22 protein-coding genes and 1 tRNA gene are annotated in these 22,561 nt (G+C 48.0%); 5 read left to right on the forward strand and 18 right to left on the reverse strand.

Going from position 1 to position 22,561, the window contains the following annotated elements; all coding sequences use genetic code 11:
* Positions 1-78 precede the first annotated feature (78 nt).
* Positions 79-2,481: a thiamine pyrophosphate-dependent enzyme gene (locus tag KWJ01_RS10320; protein WP_370634710.1), complete on the reverse strand. Its 2,403-nt coding sequence runs from the start codon at positions 2,479-2,481 to the stop codon at positions 79-81.
* 457 nt (positions 2,482-2,938) lie between these two features.
* Between KWJ01_RS10320 and ald the strand changes: the two genes are divergently transcribed.
* Positions 2,939-4,072, forward strand: a complete 1,134-nt coding sequence (ald, locus tag KWJ01_RS10325; RefSeq protein ID WP_224996361.1) for an alanine dehydrogenase — start codon at positions 2,939-2,941, stop codon at positions 4,070-4,072.
* A gap of 47 nt (positions 4,073-4,119) precedes the next feature.
* Here the strand turns inward: ald and KWJ01_RS10330 are convergent, their stop codons facing one another.
* Entirely contained in the window at positions 4,120-4,569 is a 450-nt protein-coding gene (locus KWJ01_RS10330) for a type I restriction enzyme HsdR N-terminal domain-containing protein (protein WP_224996362.1), read from the reverse strand.
* A gap of 17 nt (positions 4,570-4,586) precedes the next feature.
* Here KWJ01_RS10330 and KWJ01_RS10335 point away from each other — a divergent pair, with 17 nt between their 5' ends.
* Positions 4,587-5,360, forward strand: a complete 774-nt coding sequence (locus KWJ01_RS10335; RefSeq protein ID WP_224996363.1) for an AMP nucleosidase — start codon at positions 4,587-4,589, stop codon at positions 5,358-5,360.
* Between the two features lie 323 nt (positions 5,361-5,683).
* Here the strand turns inward: KWJ01_RS10335 and KWJ01_RS10340 are convergent, their stop codons facing one another.
* The 14 genes from KWJ01_RS10340 to KWJ01_RS10405 form a co-directional block, all read right to left on the reverse strand.
* Positions 5,684-6,148 (reverse strand): biopolymer transporter ExbD, encoded by a 465-nt coding sequence (locus tag KWJ01_RS10340; protein WP_224996364.1) that lies wholly within the window; start codon positions 6,146-6,148, stop codon positions 5,684-5,686.
* Positions 6,148-6,714 carry a biopolymer transporter ExbD gene (locus KWJ01_RS10345; protein ID WP_224996365.1) on the reverse strand — a complete coding sequence of 189 codons (567 nt, stop codon included), beginning with the start codon at positions 6,712-6,714 and terminating at the stop codon, positions 6,148-6,150. The genes KWJ01_RS10340 and KWJ01_RS10345 overlap by 1 nt, the downstream gene beginning before the upstream one ends.
* 6 nt (positions 6,715-6,720) lie before the next feature.
* Complete coding sequence (locus tag KWJ01_RS10350; RefSeq protein WP_224996366.1) at positions 6,721-7,050, reverse strand: hypothetical protein; 330 nt, start codon at positions 7,048-7,050, stop codon at positions 6,721-6,723.
* A gap of 45 nt (positions 7,051-7,095) precedes the next feature.
* The gene (locus KWJ01_RS10355; protein WP_224996367.1) at positions 7,096-7,929 is read right to left on the reverse strand and encodes a MotA/TolQ/ExbB proton channel family protein; all 834 of its coding nucleotides are present in this window, start codon (positions 7,927-7,929) and stop codon (positions 7,096-7,098) included.
* Positions 7,930-8,002: 73 nt separating this feature from the next.
* Positions 8,003-8,090: transfer RNA gene (locus KWJ01_RS10360), tRNA-Ser, on the reverse strand.
* Between the two features lie 96 nt (positions 8,091-8,186).
* On the reverse strand, positions 8,187-9,263 hold the full coding sequence (locus KWJ01_RS10365) for an asparaginase (RefSeq protein WP_224996368.1): 1,077 nt from the start codon (positions 9,261-9,263) through the stop codon (positions 8,187-8,189).
* Positions 9,256-10,059: a TatD family hydrolase gene (locus KWJ01_RS10370; RefSeq protein ID WP_224996369.1), complete on the reverse strand. Its 804-nt coding sequence runs from the start codon at positions 10,057-10,059 to the stop codon at positions 9,256-9,258. The genes KWJ01_RS10365 and KWJ01_RS10370 overlap by 8 nt, the downstream gene beginning before the upstream one ends.
* A complete protein-coding gene (locus KWJ01_RS10375) occupies positions 10,023-11,156 on the reverse strand; it encodes a glycosyltransferase (protein WP_224996370.1) in 1,134 nt (377 codons plus the stop codon). The genes KWJ01_RS10370 and KWJ01_RS10375 overlap by 37 nt, the downstream gene beginning before the upstream one ends.
* Complete coding sequence (locus KWJ01_RS10380; protein WP_224996371.1) at positions 11,153-11,782, reverse strand: polysaccharide deacetylase family protein; 630 nt, start codon at positions 11,780-11,782, stop codon at positions 11,153-11,155. The genes KWJ01_RS10375 and KWJ01_RS10380 overlap by 4 nt, the downstream gene beginning before the upstream one ends.
* A 2-nt stretch (positions 11,783-11,784) precedes the next feature.
* Positions 11,785-13,011: a PP2C family protein-serine/threonine phosphatase gene (locus tag KWJ01_RS10385; protein WP_224996372.1), complete on the reverse strand. Its 1,227-nt coding sequence runs from the start codon at positions 13,009-13,011 to the stop codon at positions 11,785-11,787.
* A 6-nt stretch (positions 13,012-13,017) separates the two neighbouring features.
* A complete protein-coding gene (locus KWJ01_RS10390) occupies positions 13,018-14,250 on the reverse strand; it encodes an ABC transporter permease (protein ID WP_224996373.1) in 1,233 nt (410 codons plus the stop codon).
* 11 nt (positions 14,251-14,261) lie between these two features.
* Positions 14,262-14,516 (reverse strand): hypothetical protein, encoded by a 255-nt coding sequence (locus KWJ01_RS10395; protein WP_224996374.1) that lies wholly within the window; start codon positions 14,514-14,516, stop codon positions 14,262-14,264.
* Positions 14,485-15,690, reverse strand: coding sequence for a glycosyltransferase (locus KWJ01_RS10400; protein ID WP_224996375.1), 1,206 nt, complete (start codon positions 15,688-15,690; stop codon positions 14,485-14,487). Before KWJ01_RS10400 ends, KWJ01_RS10395 begins: the two co-directional genes overlap by 32 nt.
* Positions 15,690-16,694, reverse strand: coding sequence for a lysylphosphatidylglycerol synthase domain-containing protein (locus tag KWJ01_RS10405; RefSeq protein WP_224996376.1), 1,005 nt, complete (start codon positions 16,692-16,694; stop codon positions 15,690-15,692). The genes KWJ01_RS10400 and KWJ01_RS10405 overlap by 1 nt, the downstream gene beginning before the upstream one ends.
* 16 nt (positions 16,695-16,710) lie before the next feature.
* Between KWJ01_RS10405 and ruvC the strand changes: the two genes are divergently transcribed.
* The 3 genes from ruvC to KWJ01_RS10420 all read left to right on the forward strand — a co-directional run bounded on the left by ruvC (position 16,711) and on the right by KWJ01_RS10420 (position 21,433).
* Positions 16,711-17,262, forward strand: a complete 552-nt coding sequence (gene ruvC, locus KWJ01_RS10410) for a crossover junction endodeoxyribonuclease RuvC (RefSeq protein WP_224996377.1) — start codon at positions 16,711-16,713, stop codon at positions 17,260-17,262.
* A gap of 91 nt (positions 17,263-17,353) precedes the next feature.
* Positions 17,354-19,309, forward strand: a complete 1,956-nt coding sequence (locus KWJ01_RS10415; RefSeq protein ID WP_224996378.1) for a transglutaminase domain-containing protein — start codon at positions 17,354-17,356, stop codon at positions 19,307-19,309.
* 150 nt (positions 19,310-19,459) lie between these two features.
* Complete coding sequence (locus tag KWJ01_RS10420; RefSeq protein ID WP_224996379.1) at positions 19,460-21,433, forward strand: DUF3857 domain-containing protein; 1,974 nt, start codon at positions 19,460-19,462, stop codon at positions 21,431-21,433.
* 39 nt (positions 21,434-21,472) lie between these two features.
* Here KWJ01_RS10420 and KWJ01_RS10425 read toward each other — a convergent pair whose 3' ends face one another.
* Positions 21,473-21,865: an HIT family protein gene (locus tag KWJ01_RS10425; RefSeq protein WP_224996380.1), complete on the reverse strand. Its 393-nt coding sequence runs from the start codon at positions 21,863-21,865 to the stop codon at positions 21,473-21,475.
* 17 nt (positions 21,866-21,882) lie between these two features.
* Complete coding sequence (gene greA / locus KWJ01_RS10430) at positions 21,883-22,356, reverse strand: transcription elongation factor GreA (RefSeq protein ID WP_224996381.1); 474 nt, start codon at positions 22,354-22,356, stop codon at positions 21,883-21,885.
* Between the last annotated feature and the right edge of the window lie 205 nt (positions 22,357-22,561).

Raw genomic sequence — 22,561 nt, forward strand, 5'->3', positions numbered from 1 at the left:
AAAAAGAGCTTCTCGAGAGAAGCTCTTTTTTATTTATATCCATGAAAGGACTGCCCTGTTACAGGCAATACGTCAGCTTTAGTACAACTTTGGATAATTAGCCGGGTCGGCCTCTGACATCAGCTTATAAACAGCCTCTACCACCGATTCTATGTTTGGTTTGGAGAAGTAGTCTCCGTCGGTTGAGTAGGCCGGCCGGTGCGCCTTGGCAGAAAGTGTAAGGGGCTGGCTATCGAGGTAGAAGTACCCGCCCTGCTTTTCCAATACCTCCTGCATCATGTAGGCAGTAGCACCTCCGGGTACGTCCTCATCCGTAAACACTATCCTGTTGGTCTTTTTCAGCGACTCCAGGATGCGGTGGTGCACATCGAAAGGCAACAGACTCTGTACGTCTATCACTTCGCAGCTGATACCAAACTCCTGCAGCAGATCTGCAGCATCCATTACTACCCTGCACATAGAACCGTAAGTAACCACTGTTACATCGCTTCCTTCCCGCAGTACTTCTGGTACGCCCAGCGGCACTTTAAATTCTGCTATGTTGCGGGGCACGCGTTCCTTCAGGCGATAGCCGTTCAGACACTCAATAACAAGTGCCGGCTCGTCTGCCTCCAGCAGGGTATTGTAGAAACCTGCAGCCTGTGTCATATCGCGCGGTACCAGCACATGCATACCCCGCAGGGAGTGCAGCAGCATGCCTATGGGCGATCCGCTATGCCAAACGCCTTCCAGGCGGTGCCCGCGTGTACGTACAATAACCGGTGCTTTCTGACCTCCTTTTGTACGGTAGTGTAAACTGGCCAGGTCATCAGAAAGGGTCTGCAGTGCGTACAGTATGTAATCGAGGTACTGGATCTCTGCAATGGGCCGAAGACCCCGCAGTGCCAGTCCAATTCCCTGCCCTATGATAGTGGCTTCACGGATACCGGTATCGGTAATTCTAAGCTCACCGTACTTTGCCTGCAGACCTGCAAATGTTTGGTTTACGTCGCCGATAAAGCCAACATCTTCACCAAAAGCCAGCACCCTCGGATCACGTTCTAACATAGCATCAAAGCAGGCCCGCAGTACTTCACGGCCATCTACCTGTGGGTCTTCTTCATTGATCTCCGCTTCTACGCCTTTAACAAGCAGGGCAGACTCTGAAGATTCGCTGTAAAGGTGCGAGTTGAAGCGTTCCTTATTCTGCTGCATGATCTTCACCAGCCATTCCTGTAGCTGCTGCTTCTCACTGCTGTTATTATCACGCAAATGCCAGAGCGCGCGCTTCACAGCCCTCACAGTATCGAATCTCACCGGGTTCAACACCTTTCTTAGATCTTCGAGCAGTTGTGAAATTGCCGGATGCATAGAGGCTAGCTGCTCCAGCAGAGCTTCTGCCTCCTGCTGGTCCTGTGCTATGGGCGCCTGAAAAGCCTGCCATGCCTTTGTTTTTTCACTCTTGGCCAGTGCAACGGCTTCCTGCTCTATGGTATTGAGCTCTTCTTCAGTAGCCAGTTCATTTTCCAGAATCCACTGCCGCATTTTGCTTAGGCAGTCGTGCTCGGCCTCCCACTGCAGGCGCTCTTTGGGCTTGTAGCGTTCGTGTGAGCCGCTGGTAGAGTGGCCCTGTGGCTGAGTAAGCTCTGTTACATGCACCAGTACCGGCACATGCTCTTCGCGGCAAATACGTGCAGCTTTCTGAAAAGCATCAATAAGGCCAATATAATCCCAGCCCTTAACCCGGAAGATCTCGTAACCGGGCTGATCTGCCGTACGCTGAAAGCCAGATAGTACTTCAGAAATGCTGCCTTTGGTAGTATGATACTCTTTGGGTACTGAAATACCGTAGCCATCGTCCCACACACCTATTAGCATGGGCACCTGCAGTACGCCTCCGGCATTGATGGTTTCCCAGAACAAGCCTTCTGAGGTAGAAGCATCTCCTATGGTACCAAAAGCAACTTCTGATCCATTAATGGAGAACTGCTCAAACTCATGCAGATCGGGGTTTTGCCTGTAAAGCTTAGAGGCATAGGCCAGCCCCAGCAGGCGCGGCATTTGTGCTGCGGTAGGTGATATATCTGCACTGCTGTTTTTAAGCTTCGACAGCTCCTTCCACTCCCCTTTCTCATTAATGAGGCGGGTAGCAAAGTGGCCGTTCATGAGCCTGCCTGCCGTTGCAGGATCTGCCTCCTCATCGGGGTGTGCGTACAACTGGGCAAAATATTGCTGTATGGTAAGCTCTCCTATGGCGAACATAAAAGTCTGGTCGCGGTAGTAGCCACTGCGGAAATCGCCGGGCTGAAAGGCCTTTGCCATTGCAATCTGGGCAATCTCTTTGCCATCGCCAAAGATGCCAAATTTAGCCTTGCCCATGAAAACTTCTTTACGGCCCATTAAGCTGGCCTGCCTACTGGCCTGTGCCAGGCGGTAATCAGAAATCACCTCCTCGGCGGTAAGTGAAATAGTTTCTGTTTCTAATGCTGTATATGTACCCATAGTTTCCATAAGCAGGATATTAATAAGAAAACAGGGAAAAACTCAAAATATTATTCCGAATAAAGGATTGACAACACTGCGCTACCAAAGAATGTTAAGTACTCTGATTTTGCAGGCTTCAAACAAATATAAACATATACGGTAGCTAAACAAAAATGAGTAAAGCCTGCTACCCCAAATTTTAAAGACACTGCCGGCAAGATCTCTTTTATAATATTTGGCACTTATATACTAACCGCAGAACAATCATTTAGACAAGGCAGTAATTATAAAATTTTATATGTCACTAAAGTAAAAAATGGCGATTAAATACATTTAAAACGTTTGCGGAGATATAAGTGTTTGTAATAAAAAAATTTTAATTTAAGGCCAGAATCCGCCTGTAAAACTTTTAGACTATCAAATTAATTAACCCGCATCTACTATATTTGTGCCGGTTCTTTTAACAGTAATTCCAATGATAATAGGAGTTCCCAAAGAAATTAAGAATAACGAAAACCGAGTGGCCATGACGCCTGCCGGTGTTCAGGAGCTGGTTAAGTTTAACCATAAGGTTTATGTACAAGCCAGCGCAGGTGTTGGCAGCGGTTTTTCTGATGAAGAATACCAGTCTGCAGGTGCCGAAATTCTGCCAGGCATAGCAGATGTGTATGCTGCGGCAGAAATGATTGTAAAAGTAAAAGAGCCCATAGCTCCTGAATGGGGATTAATTCGGGAAAACCAGCTCCTGTTTACTTATTTTCACTTTGCTTCTTCACGCGAGCTTACGGATGCCATGATCCGCAGCAAAGCTGTGTGCCTTGCCTACGAAACCGTAGAAAAGGCCGACCGCAGCCTGCCCCTGCTGGTACCCATGTCAGAAGTAGCAGGCCGTATGGCCATACAGGAGGGTGCCAAATACCTGGAAAAACCAATGAAAGGCCGTGGTATTCTGCTGGGTGGCGTACCTGGTGTAGCTCCTGCCAAGGTTTTGGTGTTAGGCGGCGGTGTAGTAGGTACACAAGCTGCTAAAATGGCTGCCGGCTTAGGTGCCCAGGTAACCATTCTGGATGTAAGCCTGCCACGGCTGCGCTACCTTAGTGATATAATGCCGGCCAATGTAGTTACCCGCATGTCTAATGACTATACCATACGTGAGCTGATCAAAGATCACGATCTGATAGTGGGTGCCGTGTTGATTCCGGGAGCAAAAGCACCACACCTGATTACCCGTGATATGCTGAAAATGATGCGCCCGGGTACTGTTCTTGTTGATGTTGCCGTTGACCAGGGTGGCTGTATAGAAACATGCCAGCCTACCACGCACGAAAATCCTACCTATGTGATTGATGATGTGGTGCACTATTGCGTAGCCAATATGCCCGGCGCGGTGCCTTATACCTCTACCCAGGCACTTACGAACGCAACACTTCCCTATGCACTGCAGTTAGCTAATAAGGGCTGGCAGCAGGCTTGTCTCGATAATGCAGAATTAAGGCTCGGACTTAATGTTGTGCAGGGTGAAGTAGTGTACCAGGGTGTATCCGCCGCCTTTGGTTTACCTTACACACCACTGGAGAATGTGTTTCGCCGCAGGGATTACGTAAGCTAGATCTTATTCTTATCAGAAAAGAAAAGCTGCCCTAAAAGGCAGCTTTTTTAATATACTTTCCAGGCTGGTATTTCGGGTAAAAATTGCCACTTATTCAGTTCTGGATTTAACTTGCAGCAAAAGTGCTGTAATCCATTGGATACGAGTAGTACCTCAGCCCGGAGGGTTTGGTTGTAGGTTGAAATTTGCCGGAATACTTCATTGGTCAGTGGCACCTCTGGCGCCTTGCATTCTGCCAGCAAATAGGGATGCCCCTGCCGGGAATGCACCAGCAGATCTGAGCGCCGCTGCATACCATTGTACTTGAGGCCGGTTTCGGTGGTAATAAGGCCCCGCGGATAGCCAAGGTGCTCTATCAGGTAATTCAGCAGGTGCTGTCTTACCCATTCTTCCGGGCTTAGCAACAGGTATTTACGGCGTATGGGATCATATATATAAAACCGTTCGCCCTGTTTTTTTAGTTTATAGCTAAACTCCGGCAGGTTTAACTTTTTCATAGAAGCAAATTAACAGTATGAAAACCAAAAAAGAAATTGTAGAAAACTGGCTCCCCCGATATACTGGTGTTCCTTTAGATAAATTTGGTGAGTTTATTCTTCTGACAAACTTTGCCAATTATGTAGAGATGTTTGCAGAACGCTTTGAGGTACCTGTTATGGGTAAAAGTAAGCCAATGCAAACTGCAACAGCAGAAAACATCACCATCATAAATTTTGGGATGGGCAGTGCCATGGCTGCTACTGTTATGGATTTGCTTAGTGCCATTAAACCGCATGCGGCCCTGTTCCTGGGTAAATGCGGGGGTCTTAAGAAAAAAACAAAGCTGGGAGACCTGATCCTGCCCATAGCCGCTATTCGGGGTGAGGGTACCAGTAATGACTATATGCCCCCCGAAATACCGGCCCTTCCCTCCTTTCGCCTGCAGAGGGCTGTTTCTTCCATGATCAAAAAACATGAAATGGACTACTGGACAGGCACTGTATATACGACCAACCGCCGTGTGTGGGAGCACGATGAAGAATTTAAGGAGTACCTGCACAAGATCAGAGCCATGGGTGTTGATATGGAAACTGCCACCCTTTTTATAACCGGATTTGTAAATGAAATTCCCCACGGTGCCTTACTACTGGTTTCAGATAACCCTATGGTGCCTGAAGGAGTAAAAACTGCCGACAGCGATAGAAAAGTTACCGATCTGTTTGTGAAAAAGCACCTGGCTATTGGTATAGATTCCCTGATAGAGCTCCGCGATTCGGGCGAATCAGTTAAGCACCTGCGCTACGACTAAGGGCTCATTCAGCTAAGGGGTATTCAGCTTCAGCAGAAAGCTACACTACAGCTTTCGTCTCTGCTTGTTAAGCTGACGATAGCCATAAGTATGTCGAAGATCATTGAAGAACAAGCAATAGGTCTATACAGCTGGCACAAGCCTCCGCTAGTGCTGATCGTGAATTAACAGCCACAGAAAACAGAAGCACAAGCAAAGGCCTGATCTAGCATACAGTTTCTGCTTACCCTTTAACTTGAAAGTAACACTCCCTCAAAAGGCAAAAAAAAAGCTTCTCCCGAAAGAGAAGCTTTTTTATGTTTTATAGATCTGGTCTGATAAAACTAGTCACGCTCAATATCCTGTGGTGTAGAGTACATTACTTTCAGGGCGTTTGCTGTTTTTAGCTCTTCCTGAACGTCTGTAATCAAACCCATTTTAGCCTCATCATCCACTTTAAGTGACATGGTGAGTTTATTCTGGTCGTTTTCATCAAGCTTGGAGCGCTCAGTCTCAACGTACTGAACAATCTCCGGCGTGCTGATAAAAACATCGTTCACCTGGATACGTGGCTCTTCACCAAAGCGGTGCGTTTCGCGTGGCTTACCTACATAAATGTAGCTTACCAGGCTTTTCTTCTCCAGCTTCTTCAGCTGTGTTGCTTTGGGTAAGTCCTGCTCTACCTTTATTTCAGACTCCCTCATTACGGTTGTTACCATGAAGAAGAATAGAAGCATGAAGATAATATCAGGCAATGCAGAAGTTGGAATTTCTGTCTTGGTATTGGACTTCTTTCTAAACTTGCTCATTATTCGCCGAATTTAGTAGGTTGTGCAATGGAAATGGCCATTGGTATACCCTCTTTGCCTCTTTCCATCAGCTCCAGTTGTCTTGGATCTTTACGATCGAGGTTACGGTATTCCTGTGCTGTTAAACCAACACGCTCACCATAAATCTCATAGTAAGCAGCCTGTAACTGGTCAAGAACGGTAACAAAACGCTCGTAGCTGGTACCCCTGTCATTTTTCAGTGATACAACGGCTTCAAGTGGATTTTCCGCCTTGTTAGGATCGTTGTTCGGGTTCAGCACGTGGTCTTTCACCATTTGCTTCAGCTGGTAAACGTCCTGCAGTGGTTCGTCCTCTACAAGCAGGTTATCTGCCGAATTGATCCTTACAGTAAACACATTCCGCTCATTTAATTTAATATCTGGCGGCGGCTCATTTGGATCCAGCTTTTGCGGAAGCTGTATAAGCAAACCTTTGTCGTTTGGAATTGTGGTGGTTACCAGAAAGAATACCAGCAACAGGAAGGCGATATCCGCCATTGAGCTGGAGTTAACTTCTGGTGAGCCCCTGTCCTTTTTTCTGGCCATAATTTTTTAACGGAAATATTTTGACACCTCAGTTACTGCTATGCCAAGCACGGCAAGAACTATTAAAATGTACATGGTAATCAGCGCTCCACCCACCAACTTAGAGCCCTGCTCTGTTAAATCTGGGTAGCGTGCTGCAAGATCTCCACTAGATAACGCATAGGAGATACCGAATATTACAAGTAGCAGGATAAATCCTCCGGCTACTTTAATCAGGCTTTGAGGATGGTCCAGTGATTTGATGAGCGGCAGTATGATAGCTGCTGCTACAGCAATGATCACCAGGAAATATCCCAGGTATAGAAAAATGTCTAATAATGTTGATTCCTGGTCCATACTTGAGTAGGATTAGAAGTTTAGCAGATCTAAAATCGGGTTGGCTTAGCGACGAGCCAGCTGATGACGTACCAGCATGTCAACCAGTGCAATGGAAGCATCTTCCATTTTGTTAACAAGCGAATCGATTTTAGAAACGCAATAGTTGTAGAACAGCTGCAGGATAACCGCAACGATCAGACCGGCAACTGTAGTCAAAAGGGCAATTTTAATACCGTTTGCCACAACTACAGGAGAGATATCACCTACACGCTCGATGTTGTCGAAGGCCTCGATCATACCAAGTACCGTACCCATGAAGCCCAACATTGGTGCAAGGGAGATAAACAGAGAGATCCAAACCAGACCTCTTTCCAGGCGGCCCATTTCTACAGAACCGTAAGAGATGATTGATTTCTCAACCATATCGATACCTTCAGAGCTACGCATTAAGCCCTGTGTGAAGATAGAAGCAATTGGGCTGCTGTTATTGCGGGTAACTTCTTTAGCGGCTTCTACACCACCTGTTGCCAGCGCATCTTCAACACGAGCCAAAAGCTTTTTAGTGTTGGTTGTAGCCATGTTAAGGGTAATGATACGCTCAATTGCTACAGCCAGACCAAGGATCAAACACAGAAGTACAATACCCATAAAGTCCCAGCCTCCTTCGATGAACTTTTGCTTCACATTCTGGTGAAAACCTGCTTCTTCTTCCAATGCTGGATCTTCTTCAACCAGAGCGGTGTTTACGTCTGTGTCGGTTGTTGTAACTGTTTCTTCGGCAGGTGCAGTAGTGGTGTCAGTAGTTGTTTGAGCTGTTGTATCTTGAGCAAATACTACAGAGGTATTACCTGCGCTCAGAACACCACAAAGCATCAGCAGTGCGAATAACTTTTTCATAGTGTTGTTTTGTGTGGAAATGTTAGTAAGTAAAGGTTATTTATTTTCTGATTTTTTTGTCAATAAAAAATCGCAGAGAGGAAGGGATTCGAACCCTCGATACCCTGTTGGGGTATACACACTTTCCAGGCGTGCGCCTTCAACCACTCGGCCACCTCTCTGAATAATCAACTAGAAAGCAATTTTCTACTTTCTACAATGCACAAATAAATGTAATAAATCGGCACTACGCAACAATCTTTTTCAAATTTTCGCATCTACTTCACAGACATTTCGCCGCAAAGGGGAGTAACAAGTTCTTTTTTAGCTGCTTCTGCCTCTGCGCCATACTCTCCTAAAACCAGCATCATTTTTACCAGAGCTGCATCTGTGGTTAGGTCAAAACCATTTAAAACGCCCATTTCTTCCATCAGGCGGCTGGTGCTGTAACGCCCCTGCACTACCCTACCACCCAGACACTGAGACACATTCAGCACAATTTTTCCCTCTGTAATAGCTTTTTCAACGGCCTGAATAAACCAGGGAAATGTGGGTGCATTACCGCTACCGTAGGTTTCGAGCACAACTCCCCTGGTATCCGGAATGTTCAAAACATGCTCAACATACTGTTTGCTCATGCCGGGAAACAGCTTCAGCAGCACCACCCTTGGGTCAAAACAACAACGAAAGTTCAGACTAGTTCCATCTGCTGGCTTAAGAATTGCAGAATGATTATAATTTATTTCTACCCCTGCCTCAGCCAGGAGCGGATAATTATTACTTTCAAACGCATCGAAAAGAATACTTTGTACCTTTTTAGCCCGATTTCCCCTCAATAATCTGTAATTGAAATAGATAGACACTTCAGGAACGAGAGCTCCCCCACATTTATTTTTGGCCGAGGCAATTTCTATTGCAGCCAGCAAATTCTCCCGTGCATCTGTTCTCACGGCACCAATTGGCAGCTGCGCCCCGGTAAAAATTACAGGTTTGGTAAGATGTTGCAGCATAAAGCTAAGGGCCGATGCACCGTGTGCCATGGTGTCGGTACCATGGATCACCACAAAGCCATCGTATTCGCTGTAATTATTAAGAATGGCCCTGCCTATAGCCTGCCAGGTGTCCGGGGTAGCATTCGAGCTGTCAATCAGTTCTACAAAAGATAATACCGTTATCTGGAGATTAAACCTGCCGATGGAGGGTATTCTTTCCAGGATCTGCTCGAAATCGAAAGGCACCAGTGCACCCTCTTTATCATAAACCATCCCAAGGGTGCCACCGGTATAAATAATCAGCAGCGAAGCCTCCGGATGGCGGTTTGCTGCAGTTTTGATGATCACTTTTGGCTTAAACATGGGAAGAAAAGAGCTTTAAGGTGTTGGCAGTAGTGCGTTCGGCTATCTCCTGCACATCTGCTTCCATGAGGTCTGATACACGCCTGGCAATAAGCGGAATATACTCGGGGCTGTTGCGCTTGCCCCTGTGTGGCACCGGCGCCAGGTAAGGGCCATCTGTTTCCAGCAGCAGACGATCTGGCGATATGTGGGGAAGCACCTTATCAAGGCCTCCATTCTTAAAGGTGGCCACACCGCCGATGCCCAGGTAAAATCCCAGTGCAATGGCTTTGTTAGCCTCTTCCAGGTTGCCGGTAAAACAGTGCAGCACGCCCTGCAGCTGTCCGTCCTGCAGTTCTTCCAGCAGCTCCAGCGTCTGGGGCATGGCATCCCGTGTATGGATTACCACGGGCAGGCCTTTGGCTTTTGCCCAACCTACCTGTATGCGCAGGGCTTCCTTTTGCTGCTCAAAAAAGGTTTTGTCCCAGTAAAGATCTATACCAATCTCTCCTACTGCCACAAATGGCCTTTTATTTAGCCAGTCTTCCATAATATAGAGCTGGCGTTCAAAGTCCTTGCCAACAGAACAGGGGTGCAGGCCCATCATGGCGGTACACTGCGGGTAGCGCAGTTCTGCCTCCAGCATGGCATCAATAGAGGTTACATCTACATTGGGCATGTACAGCTTTTTTACACCAAGCGCATCGGCACGCTCAAGCACCTCTGCCCTGTCTTCTTTATAGGATTCGGAGTAAATGTGTACGTGAGAATCTATATAGGTTAAGTCCGGTTGTTCCGGTAATTTCTGTCTTTCCAATTTATTTGTATTGGTAATAGGTAAAACAATAATAGCAGCAGGTTGAAGAAGAACAGGTAAAGTTCATAAAACAGTCCTGCTCTTGGCAATTGTTTTATGCCCGTTCTCTTCAGCACAGTGCCTACCAGCATGTTCTGTGCCAGCAGCCTCATAAGCAGCAGCAATATAGCAGTCAGGGGCTGTAAGCACAAAAGAACAACAAATGCCCCGAAAAATAAGTACTGAACGCTTAGCAGCGCTACCATCAGCAGGGGCATCCGCAGGGCACCCGTCATCCAGCGCTTGCGCTGATGCAGGAGTGCAGCAACATGCGCTACAGGTTCGGTAAGGGCGCTGCTGGCCCTGTTCATGAGCTGAACAGCCTTATAGCCCTGCCTGTTTAGCTGCTGCATCAGCTCAAAGTCTTCTGTAATGGAAAAAGGAATGGCCTCATAGCCCCCGGTAGCCCTATAGGCCTCCCTGCTGATTAGCATATTATTACCGATGGCTGTAAGGGTGCGGCCAATGCCGGGCAGGTAGGTATATGCCTTTGCCAGCCCTAAAGCCACTGCCCAGTCTGTTTGCTGCCAGCGTGCCAGAATACCGCTACCACCTACCGTAGTAGTGCCGTTTACCAGCCCCACACCAGGCCCCAGCCCCTGCAGCATACCTTTGATCCACAATGGATTGGGTCTGATGTCGGCATCAGTCATGAATATATATTCTACCCCTGCCGGGCATTTATGCACCAGCTGCGCCAGCACATTAGCCTTTCCCCTGGCAAGCCCCAGGTTATGCTCAATGTTGTGTACACTGATTTGCGGATGCAGCACCTGCCACTGAGCAGCTATTTCTGCAGTTCTGTCTGTAGAAGCATCGTTCCCTATCAAAATATGTAGCTTTTCAGTGGGGTACTCCAGCTGTAGCAGGCTTTTCAGGCAGGCAGCTAAGTATTTTTCCTCGTTGCGTACCGGCAATAAAACAGCAACAGGGGGCCAATCACGCTCCTGTAGCTGCTCTGGAACATCCCTGTTGTGCCGGAGCAGGTACCAGGCCCACAGGTTTGTAACGATTACCAGTAAAACAATAAGAATACATACAAGTACAACTGCCATCATAGCGTGGCAAAAGTAAAGCCTTTACGGCTAAAGTGCTCTAAATAGCGGGGCAACACCCACTGTAAACGATCCCACGCTTTAAGGCTGTCGTGAAAAACAATTATGCTGCCAGGGCGTGTATAACGAATGCTTTTTTGCAGGCAGACTTGCGGCGATAAGCGAGAGTCATAATCAGCAGAAAGCACATCCCACATCACCAGCCTGTACTGTGCCGAGAGTGCAGTGCGCTGCCCCTTAGTAAAACGCCCGTATGGTGGCCTGAAAAGCATGGGGGCTGCTTCCGACAGCTCTGGCTGCAACAACTGCTGACACAGTGCTGTATCCTGCAGGTAGGTTTCGGTGCTTACCTCTACCCCCTTCAGGTGATGGAAGGTGTGGTTACCCAGGCGATGTCCCTGCTCAACTACCTGTTTTAGCACCTGTGGGTGTTTCTGTACGTTTTCTCCCACACAAAAAAAAGTAGCCTTAGCATTCCACTGGCCGAGCATTTCCAGCACAGGGGGTGTTACCTCGGGAATGGGACCATCATCGAAAGTAAGGTAGATCTTTTTTGTATTGCGGGGCATGTGCCATAACATACCCGGGTACAACCAATGGAGTAAGCTTGGGGTAAAGTGCAGGTACATGCTTAACTTTTACTCACATAGCAGGAGAGCATCGTAATGTCGTCTCCATATTCTCTTGTTCCTCTGTAGGTATCCAGTTCTGCAATAATTAGCCGGTGGAGCAGCTCCAGCTCCTGCGATCTGTGTTGCACGATCAGCTCCTCTATTTTTTCCATGCCAAACTGTTCTTCCGCCTCATTGAAGGTTTCAGACAGGCCATCGGTATAGCAAAAGAACAGGAACTCCTCCAGGTTGTGTACCTCCCCAATGTTCAAAAAAGGCAGCTTGGGCATAATACCCAACAGGGTGGTGCCACTTTCCAGCAGCTGGCTCTCCCCATTGGTATACAAAATAGGTGGTATATGCCCGGCATTGATGTAGGTGAGTGTTTTGGCCGCCTCATCATAATAGCCAAAGAAAGCCGTGATGAAGTTATCGCCACTGGCACTTTCAAAGATCTGCTCGTTTAGCTGGCGCACAGCAGTTTCCAGCGGCGCCTGCTGCCGCATAAGGGTACGCAGCGATGCCTGGAAATTAGACATAAGTATGGCCGCAGGCATGCCTTTGCCCGATACATCGGCAATGCAGATCAGGTATTTGTTGTCGTCGAGCCGGAGAAAATCGTAATAATCGCCCCCGATCTGGTGGTGGGGAATATAAGTGGCCGCTACTTTAAGGTGCGTGGTCTGGGGCAGGTTATTGGGCAGCAGAAACTGCTGTACACCCCTGGCAAGCTCCAGCTCACGGCGTAGTACCTCCTCCTGCAGTTGCCTGCGGGCCAGCTTTTTATTTTCAATGGCTACTATGATGATGTTGGAGAGCGCCTGCACAAAATCCAGACGGTCCTGCCGGCTTAGCTGTGCTCCTTTGCCGGAAGAGGCATTGCTCACCAGCAAATAGGCCAGAATACGATCTTTATGCCTGATGGGAAATATCCAGTCATATTCCTTCAGGTCATCCTGCAGTGATTCTGTACTGGTAGGCGTTTGCAGGCTTAATAAGGAGGCCGGTATACCTTCTTTGGTAAAATCGTGATCGGCGCCATAATTCACCTGGCACACCCACTGGTCTTCATTCTGAACGATGAGCGCAAACTTTTTTATATCCAGGCTACCGCGCAGCGTAAAATAGAAGATACGATAGAGGTCATCCTCTGCCACGTTGTTATTGATGGCCTCTGTTATTTCTAACATGGCCTTCAATTCTAACTGCTGTAATCGGTAGCGTTGCTCAAAGTCTACGACAGACATAAAAAATTATTTAATAAGGGTTTTTGGGTCGAAAGCATCCCGAAGCCCATTCCCTAATAAATTGAACGATAGAACCATCAGGCTGATAGCTACTGCCGGGAATACTACCAGGTGCCAGCTGTTTTGTGTTCCTATGGCATGATATCCTTCATAAATCATAATACCCCACGATGGTGTAGGCGGTTGCACGCTTAACCCCAGGAAGCTTAAGCCTGCTTCCAGTAGTATGGCTGCTGCAAAATTTGCCGTTGCAATTACTATGAGTGAACCGGCTAAATTTGGCAGCACATGCCCCCAGATAATCTGCCGGTTGTTTAACCCATAGGCTCTGGCAGCTTCAATATATAACTTTTCTTTTATACTTAAAATTTCGCCACGCACAACCCTTGCAACATCTACCCACATGGTAAGGCCTACCGCTATAAAAGCCACAAACACACCCCTACTCTGCAGGGCCAGGCTTATGGCAATAACAAGCATAATACCGGGGATAGACCACACCACAGACATGAGCCACATGATGAGGTTATCTGTCCAGCCGCCAAAATAACCCGCCATTGCGCCAAATGTTACCCCCAGCAGCAGTGAAACGAGCACCGAAACCAGGCCTATGGAAAGAGAGATGCGTGCACCATACATAAGCCGGCTTAGCATATCTCTTCCGGATTTATCGGTTCCCAGCAGGTAATAACGCTCCTCCAGGTGATCTTCCTCGAATCTTTGCAGCAGTTCGCTCCTGCTGATCTGCTCTTCCTGGCCGGCAACATTCAGGTAGCGCACTACATCACCCTCTACAACCACATTCTGATTATTGGGGAAACTGCTGTTTTGATGGTCGCCTATAAAAAGGGCAAGCACCACCCCGGGCAAATCGTAAGCTTTTTCGGTATTCTCGCCGTAGGGCGTTATATAAAGTTTAAGGTCTTCCAGCCTGTAAGCGGCAATGGGCTCCAGCAGGTAAGGCGTAGGCTGGCCAAAAAACAGTTCTCCCAGCCAGGAGCGTTCTTCGATCTCAGCATTTTTCCTGATCCGGAGCATGGTTGCCTTAAAACCCGGAAGCTGCTTTTGCAGCTGTATGGCCCCATCATTCGCATTGGGGGTATCATCGGGCATAACCGTATACCCCAGCAGTGCTACCAGCGTGGCCAGTAAAATAATTGCCAGGCCTGCAACTGCAGGATAGTTCTTTAAAAGCCTGCGCCTGATGTAGTAGTTTGGAGACTGATGCCTGAGCTGCATACAGGTGCCGATTAGCGGGTATTATGAGCAAGCAAACCAGCCTTGGTAGCCAGGTACAAGAAAGCCTGATAGTTGCCGCTGAACTCATCAAGATTCGCCGGCTCCTCTCCTTCACGACTACGCATGCACTTTATCCAGCCCTTCCGGAGCAATGTTTCCAACACCTCCCTAAGCTCATCCGCCCCCATTTCTGTCAGCTCCCTTAGCTCTTGGTATGACTGTAAAAAGTACAGTTCATCCAACACGCGATACTCCTGTTCGCTCATGTTCTGATGTAGTGTAACGATAGTTACGTTCTTTCCAGGTAAAGCTGCCTGTATTAGCAACCAGTGCAAAGAAAAGCACATAAAACGGATAAACCAATTCCATCAGCAGAAAGACCTTCAGGGACAAAGGCTTCTTTAAAAAGTTCAACACCGGGGCCAGAAACCGGTAATCTGCCACGGCTTTCAGGAGCAACAGCGGCAAGATATACAGGCAGGCAGCAGGCTGCCAGAAAGCAAGTCCGTAGGAAAAGGTAATGAGCAGGTAAAACAGAAAAACCAGCACTGGCGGCAGCTTACTGGCAATGCCTTTATGCAGCCGCCACTTGCCTGCCCAGCGTTTGCGCTGCTGCACAAACTCCTGCCAGCTGCCACAGGCGCCGGTACTCACAACTGCCCCTTCTGCCTTCATAAAGGCTATACGGTCCGGGTATAGCTTTGCCAGCTTCTGCAGTAAAAATTCATCGTCGCCAGAGGGTACATGTTCGTTCCCGGTATAGCCTCCCACTTCCCTAAAAGCTTGTTTGCTAAATGCCATATTGGCTGCATTGCACATGCCCGGCCGCCCAGAGTGCAGCATGCTGGCGCCCACCCCTATCAACGCTGTAAAATCAAGGGCCTGCATTTTTTCAAACAACGATCGCTCCCCTACATAACGCACCGGCCCGGATATAAAACAGGGCTGCTCCTGCTGCCACAGGGATAGAATACGGCTTAGCCACTGCTGACCGGGAATGCAGTCACCATCGGTAACTGCTATAATGTTACCCCTGCAGTGGGGCAATACCTGCGTAATAGCTGCTTTCTTTGGGCTGCCACCGGCTACAAAGCCTCCATCTGCTGCAGATCTGTTCAGGCGGTGCACATTCACGTTGAATGCTGCCCTTTCCTTAAAAGCAGTTGCTATCTGCAGGCTTTCATCTGTGCTGCTATCATCGACCAGGTGCAGCTCAAAAAGCTGCGGTGCCAGGCTTTGCCCCTCCAGGGCCCTGAACAAGAGGGGCAGATTAGGAGCTTCGTTTCGCACCACCACCACCAGGCTAATCAGGCACACCTCCTTTCGTACCGCTGGCGGAGCAACCACGCTGGGTATCGAAAGCCACTGTTGCCTTAAATACTCAAGTGCAGCCCAATAGCTCAAAACCAGAATTAAGAGAAGTGGCAGGAGTATTAGCATCAGAATAAATTCTCTTTGTATTTAAGCTGCAGCACCACGCCTAACCCCAGCAGCGAGGGTAAGCACAGGTTGATGATCCATAGCAGCAGGCTTGCTGCAATAACCTCGGCATGGGGCAGCTCTAATCCGGAAAACACAATAAGGGCTGAAAATTCACGCACCCCCAGGTCACTGAGAAAGTTAAAGGCAGGCAGCAGCGATTTGAGCAGAAAAGTGCCTGCCACTGCCGCCACCATCAGCAGTAAGGGTGCTGTTATACCTGCCCACCACAATACAAAAATAAATTGCATGCTAAACACAGCGTAGCGCAAAAACGCCCAGACATTGATCAGCACCAATTCCCTCACAGAGTATTCATTTAACACGCCAATCCATTTAACCCATTTTTCATCCAGCTTTTGCCCTATCCACAGAAAAATAGTTTCCCTAAGGGGGCCAATGAGTAGCACCAGCATGGCTAACCCCAACAAACCGGGTACCAGTAACCAGATAATTTCGTCAGACTGCCAGTACCCCAGCTGCCATACTAATATTAGAATACCAGCGATGCCTCCTGCCAGTGTACTGATGGTCTGCACCATTCTGTTGATAAGCACTGCACCGATCAGCCGTACTTTTTCCGCTCCCCCGTGTACCAGTATTCTGCCGGCATAGTCGCCCAGGCTGCGCGGGGTAATCATGCCCAGGCACAGGCCCGACAGCACCGCCTGCACACACCTGCCCAAAGAAGCCGGGGCTACACGACGGACCAGTACCTGCCACTTAACAGCCTCCAGCAGCCAGTTAACGGGCACCAGCAGGAGTGCCGCCAGTACCCACTGGTTTGCAGGGCTCCCCCAGCCCTCCTTTAACTGCAAAAACATGCGCTGCATGCTCTCCTGGTGCTGCCATAATTTAGTTCCTACAAAATAGAGCATACCCAGCAGCAGGAAAACTTTAAGGCCTGCAGATACATATTTGATATAACTCTTTGTTTTAAGAGTAGAAAGGGTGCTAAATTGCATACCTGAGGTTAAGCACGTGGAGCAAATAAAGGAAAAAGTTATTTTGGGTCTCGACCCTGGAACAACTGTTATGGGTTATGGCATTATTCTTTCTAAGGGTAACCGCCTGGAGCTGCTGCAGTTTGGTGTGATACATCTGAGCAAATATAAGCAGCACGAGCTTAAACTTAAGAAAATCTTTGAACGGGTAATCGGTATCATAGACGAATACCACCCCGACGAGGTGGCCCTGGAAGCCCCTTTCTTTGGAAAAAACGTGCAATCGATGCTTAAGCTGGGGCGGGCGCAGGGTGTTGCCATGGCAGCAGCCCTTAGCCGCGAGGTACCCATTACCGAATATGCACCAAAAAAAATAAAGCAGGCTGTTACCGGCAACGGTAATGCCTCTAAAGAGCAGGTGGCCTATATGCTCAAGGATATCCTGAAGTTCGAGGAGCTCCCCAAGCTGCTCGATGCCACCGATGCACTGGCAGTGGCCATTACGCACCATTACCAGAAGGGCAATAATAACCGTAGCAACAAAAGCTGGAAATCCTTTCTGCTGCAGAACCCTGAGCGCATTGCATAAACAATCAATTTAGCCTTTAAACTTACAAAAGCTGCCCTTTGGCCTTGCTTTTAGGCCGATATCATTAACTTTAGATGATTAATCCGGCAGCATGAAGCGCAAATTAACAATACTACTACTCCTGCTTTTTGCAGGAGTAACCTTCTCTCTGAAAGCCTCTTCGCCCAAACCAGTGAGCCCCGAACAGCTGCTGGCCTCCTACCAGGGTAAATATCCGGGCGAACCTGGCATTTACCTGGAGCAGCGTACAGAAGTGCACATCACGCAGGTAAACGGAGAAGTACAGGTGAGCACCCGCTACTTTTACGACCTGCTGCACCTTACCGACCAGTCGAACCACTTTGCCCGTGAGGTACTACATGCCAACAGCTTCAGAACGCTCTCCAATATCGATGCCTACAGCCTTGTAGCTAATAAATCGAAATACAAAAAAGTACCTGTAGAGCAGTTTGAGGAAAAAGACAATGTTGTTGGCGCAGGCTTTGTATTTTATGACGATACCAAACAAACCAGGTTTGTTTTTCCGGGTGCGCGCCCCGGCACCCGTAATGTGCTGCAGTACGAAGAGCAGTTTAAAGAGCCCCGCTTTCTGAGCCCCTGGTATCCTTCAACAGCTCTGCCAGTTGAAAAAGCCGAACTCAAAATTATTGTAGACCCTGCCGTTCAGATTAAGTTCAGGGAGTTTAATACACAGACATTAGGTCTGGGCTTTACGGAAACAAAAGAAAATAACAATAAGGTATACCGCTGGTCGGCCGCCAATATTGCCGGCATGCGCCGCATCGACGATAATGCTCCTGCAGCCCCGCACTTTATGCCTCACATTGTTTATTGGGTAGAAAAGGTAAATGCACAGACGCCCAAACTGTTTCTCTCCAATCCAAAGGACCTGTACACTTTCTACACCAGCTTCATCAAAGACCTTAAACCCGAAGGCGACAGTTACCTGCAGGCCACTGTAGACTCCCTTGTACAAAATGCCCCTACCGAAGAAGAAAAAGTGCGCCGCATTCTTTACTGGGTGCAGGACCATGTAAAGTATATCGCTTTTGAGGACGGCATGCGTGGCTTTGTGCCTAACAGCGCTGGCCTGGTGTACAAAAACCGCTATGGCGACTGCAAAGATATGAGCAGCATTACCTGGTCTATGTTGCGCATGGCTGGCATACAAAACACTCACCTGGCCTGGATTGGCACGCGCAGACTTCCCTACCGCTATGCCGAGGTTCCAACACCACTGGTTGATAACCATATGATAGCGGTTTACAAATCTAAGGAAGGTTATATTTTTCTGGATGCCACCAGCCAGCATACCCAGTTTGGCCTGCCCTCTTCCATGATTCAGGGAAAAGAAGCCCTGGTAAGCCTCGGGCCCGAGCAGTTTGAGGTAGTGCCCGTACCTACCATGCCTGCCACCGTTAACCTGCATCAGGATTCGCTATACCTGCACTTCGATCAAAACAGCTTAAGGGGCAGCGGGAGCCTAAGCATGCAGGGGTATCCTAAAACATTCGCCACCTACTCGCTGGAGGGAACCAATAAGCTTGAGGAAAAAGAAAAGATCAAAAAAGTACTCACCAAAGGGCATAACAAATTTTTTGTTGAGGATTATACCATCAGCAACCTCTACGATCGGGACCTGCCCCTGCAGATCAGCTACAAATGTGCCATAGATGATTACCATCGCCAGATTGGCAAAGAGCTATATGTAAACCTGCACCTGGAGCGTGATTATGAAAACGACCGCATAGACCTGGAAAAGCGAAAGCTTGAACGGGAGAATGAATTCTGTTTCGACGACCGCCAGGTGGTGGTACTGGAGGTGCCTGCCGATTACAAGGTGCAGTACTTACCAGCCAACCAGGAGTTTTCGCACCCGCTCTTTGGCTTCAAGTTCAGCTACCGCACCGAAGGCAACAAGGTGATCCTCGATAAACAGCTAAGAATCAACCACCTGCTGCTAAAAAAAGAAGATTTCCCGAAATGGAATGAAATGGTGGCCCAGCTGCAGGAAGCCTATCGGGAAGTAGTGATCCTGGATAAGTAACACATAGTATTGAGTAATGAGTATTGGGAATGTAGTACCATGTATATGGTACAATGACAAGAAACCTGATAGCCACACCTCAAACCTCATACCCGATACCCGACACCCGATACCCGATACCCCATACCTCATACCCGATACCCGATACCCATGAACAAATACACCTACCTGCTGCTCCTGCTTTGCCTGGTGCAGCTGCCACTAAAAGCGCAAAACCTGCTGCAGTACAACTGGGAGGAAAAGCGCAAGCTCCATACCTTAACCGATAAAGAAGCGGAAGAGCCTGCTATTGCCTTACTAAGCCGCCAGTCGTACGAGTATGCTGTTGACCAGGAAAAAGGGGCGCTTAAGCAGTACACCCTCACCCACCGCATTGTAAAAGTAAATACCGATAATGCCATAGAGCAGCACAACCGTATTTATATACCTCTGCATAATACAGAATCTGTACTGCAGCTAAAGGCACGCAGCATCAGTCCCGATGGCAAGGTTACCGAAGTTGACAAAAACAACATCAGGGAAATTAAGGATGATGAAAGCCAGGGTGCCTACCGCATTTTTGCACTGGAAGGTGTGGTAAAGGGCAGCGAAATTGAATATTTCTACCTGGAGGAAAACTCACTTGGCTTCTTTGGCAGGGCTTATTTCCAGAGTGCCATCCCATGCCGCAAAGCTGTATTTACGCTTGAGTGTCCTTCTTTTATCCAGTTCGACGCCAAAAGCTACAATGGATTTTCCAGCCCTGTGGAAAGCATCAATGGCGAGGTTCGTGTACTTGCCGCCGAACAAGCGGACATCCCGGCCCTGCGCAAGCAGGAGTTTGCCAAATACAACTCCAACCGCCAGCGTATAGAGTTTCGCCTCAACAAAAACCTGCGTTTCAGCCCCGATCCAATCTTTACCTGGAGCGACGCCATCAAATACATCAACAGCCAGGTATATGAGGTAGACGCCAAAGAAAGCAAAGCCGTGCAGAAGCTGTACAAAGGCCTGAAAATCAACGCTTCACTTGCAGCCAAGGAAAAGATCCATCAAATCGAAAACCACCTGAAAACCAATTTCCTGATTCAGAAAGGGCTGGGATCTGCAAACCTGGAAGAAATCATTAAAGGCGGCTATGGCAGTGAGCTTGGGCTGGTAAGGCTGTATGCCTCACTGTTCAATCTGGCTGGTGTAGCGCATGAGGTAGGTCTTACTTCTAATCGTGATAACATCCGTTTTGATCCTGAATTTTCTTCCTGGAATTACCTGGAAACTTACCTTTTCTACTTCCCGGCACTCGATATGTACCTGGCGCCTGAAGATATGATGTACAGGTTCCCGCTGATTCCCTATGATAATACCCACAACAGCGGTTTATTCTTTAACCCCGCTGCAGTTGCAGGTGCAACTGGCAAAATACCGCATACCATCCGCAGTATTTCAACCCCTGCCTACAAGCACAACTTTCATAACATGGACATCCAGCTGAAGCTGACCCCTGCCCTGGATAAGGTTAACCTGCAGGTACGCCAGGAGTATGGCGGGTACTCTGCTGCCTACCTGCAGCCGGCCTATGCCATTATGCCCCAAGAGCAGCGCGAAGAAATGATACAAAGCCTGATTAAATTTGCAGCTCCTGATGCTCAGGTAGAGAAGTACAACATTACCGGCGGTGAGCCTAATACCAATGTGCTGGAGAAGCCTTTTGTAATAGATGCATCGCTTAATTCTACAGCCCTGCTGGAGAGAGCCGGTAATAAATACCTGCTGAAAGTGGGCCAGGTGATTGGGCCGCAGTCGGAGCTTTACCAGGAGGAGGCCCGTACGCTTACCGTAGAAAATGAATTTAACCGCATGTACGACCGCACCATCCGCGTGGAACTACCTGCCGGTTATATGGTAAAGAACCTGGAGGATATTCGCATCAACAAGATCTTCAAGATGGGAAAAGCAGAAAAGCCGCACTGCATGTTTACTTCAGACTACAAGCAGGAAGGTAATACCCTGGTAATCACAATAGAAGAATTTTACAATGAGATAGAGTGTGACCTGGAGAACTACGAGAAATTCCGGGAGGTAGTGAACGCCGCTGCTGATTTTAACAAAGTAACCCTGGTGCTTGAAAAAGGAAAAGCCAACTAAACTCAAACAGGAAGAGCAGCCCCGGGGCTGCTCTTCCTGTTAAATATGATCCTTAATCTTCTGCGCTGTTTCTTCCAGCTCCGATTTTGGCGGGTTCAGCTTTGGCTTTGAGAAATTGATATCGCTCATGGTGTTAAGCGGTACCAGGTGCACATGGGTATGCGGCACCTCCAGGCCAATCACCGCCACACCAACTCTTTTACAGGGCACAGCCTTATTTAATCCTTTTGCCACTTTTTTGGCAAATACATTCAGGCGCGCAAGGGCACTGTCTTCCAGGTCAAATATATAATCTACCTCCTGCTTTGGCACCACAAGGGTATGCCCGGTGGCTACAGGATTAATGTCAAGAAAAGCAATGTGGTGCTCATCTTCAGCTACAATATAAGCAGGTATTTCTCTATTGATGATCTTAGAAAATATTGAGCTCATGCCAGGAGATATTAATATTACAGGCTGATGTCCATTATTTCAAATTCCATAGTACCGGCTGGTGCTTTCACCACCGCCGTCTCACCCAGCTTTTTACCCATCAGCCCCTGCCCGATAGGAGATTTTACTGAAATCTTATTCGATTTCAGGTCTGCCTCTTCTTCCGACACAAGGGTATAGGTTACCTTCATGTTGTTCTTTTTATTGCGGATGGTAACTTTAGACATGATGGACACCTTTGACGTATCCAGCTGGCTCTCGTCAATTTCGCGGGCGTTGGCTACGATCTGCTCCAGTTTAGATATTTTCAGCTCCAGAAGGCCCTGGGCATCTTTGGCTGCATCGTACTCTGCATTTTCACTAAGGTCGCCTTTATCGCGCGCTTCGGCAATCTGCCGGGCTATATCGGCACGCCCCTTCGTTTTAAGCTCAGAGAGCTCATTCTTCAACCTTTCTAAACCTTCCTTCGTGTAATAGGATACCTGTGACATATACAGCTTCTTTTAAAAATAAAAGAACGATCTTGTTTCCAAAACCGTTGCTCTTCTTTGTAACAATATACATGATTTAACCCTCCTGTACGAATCATAGTGGCCCGTACCGGAGGGTAGACAACAAAGTTAAGGAAATATAGGGCAAAAGAAAAGTGCTAACGTTTTAAACCTGTTATTTTTAAAGTGCTGTTTAAATGCCCTG

Source organism: Cesiribacter sp. SM1, assembly GCF_020178975.1.
Lineage (GTDB): Bacteria > Bacteroidota > Bacteroidia > Cytophagales > Cyclobacteriaceae > Cesiribacter.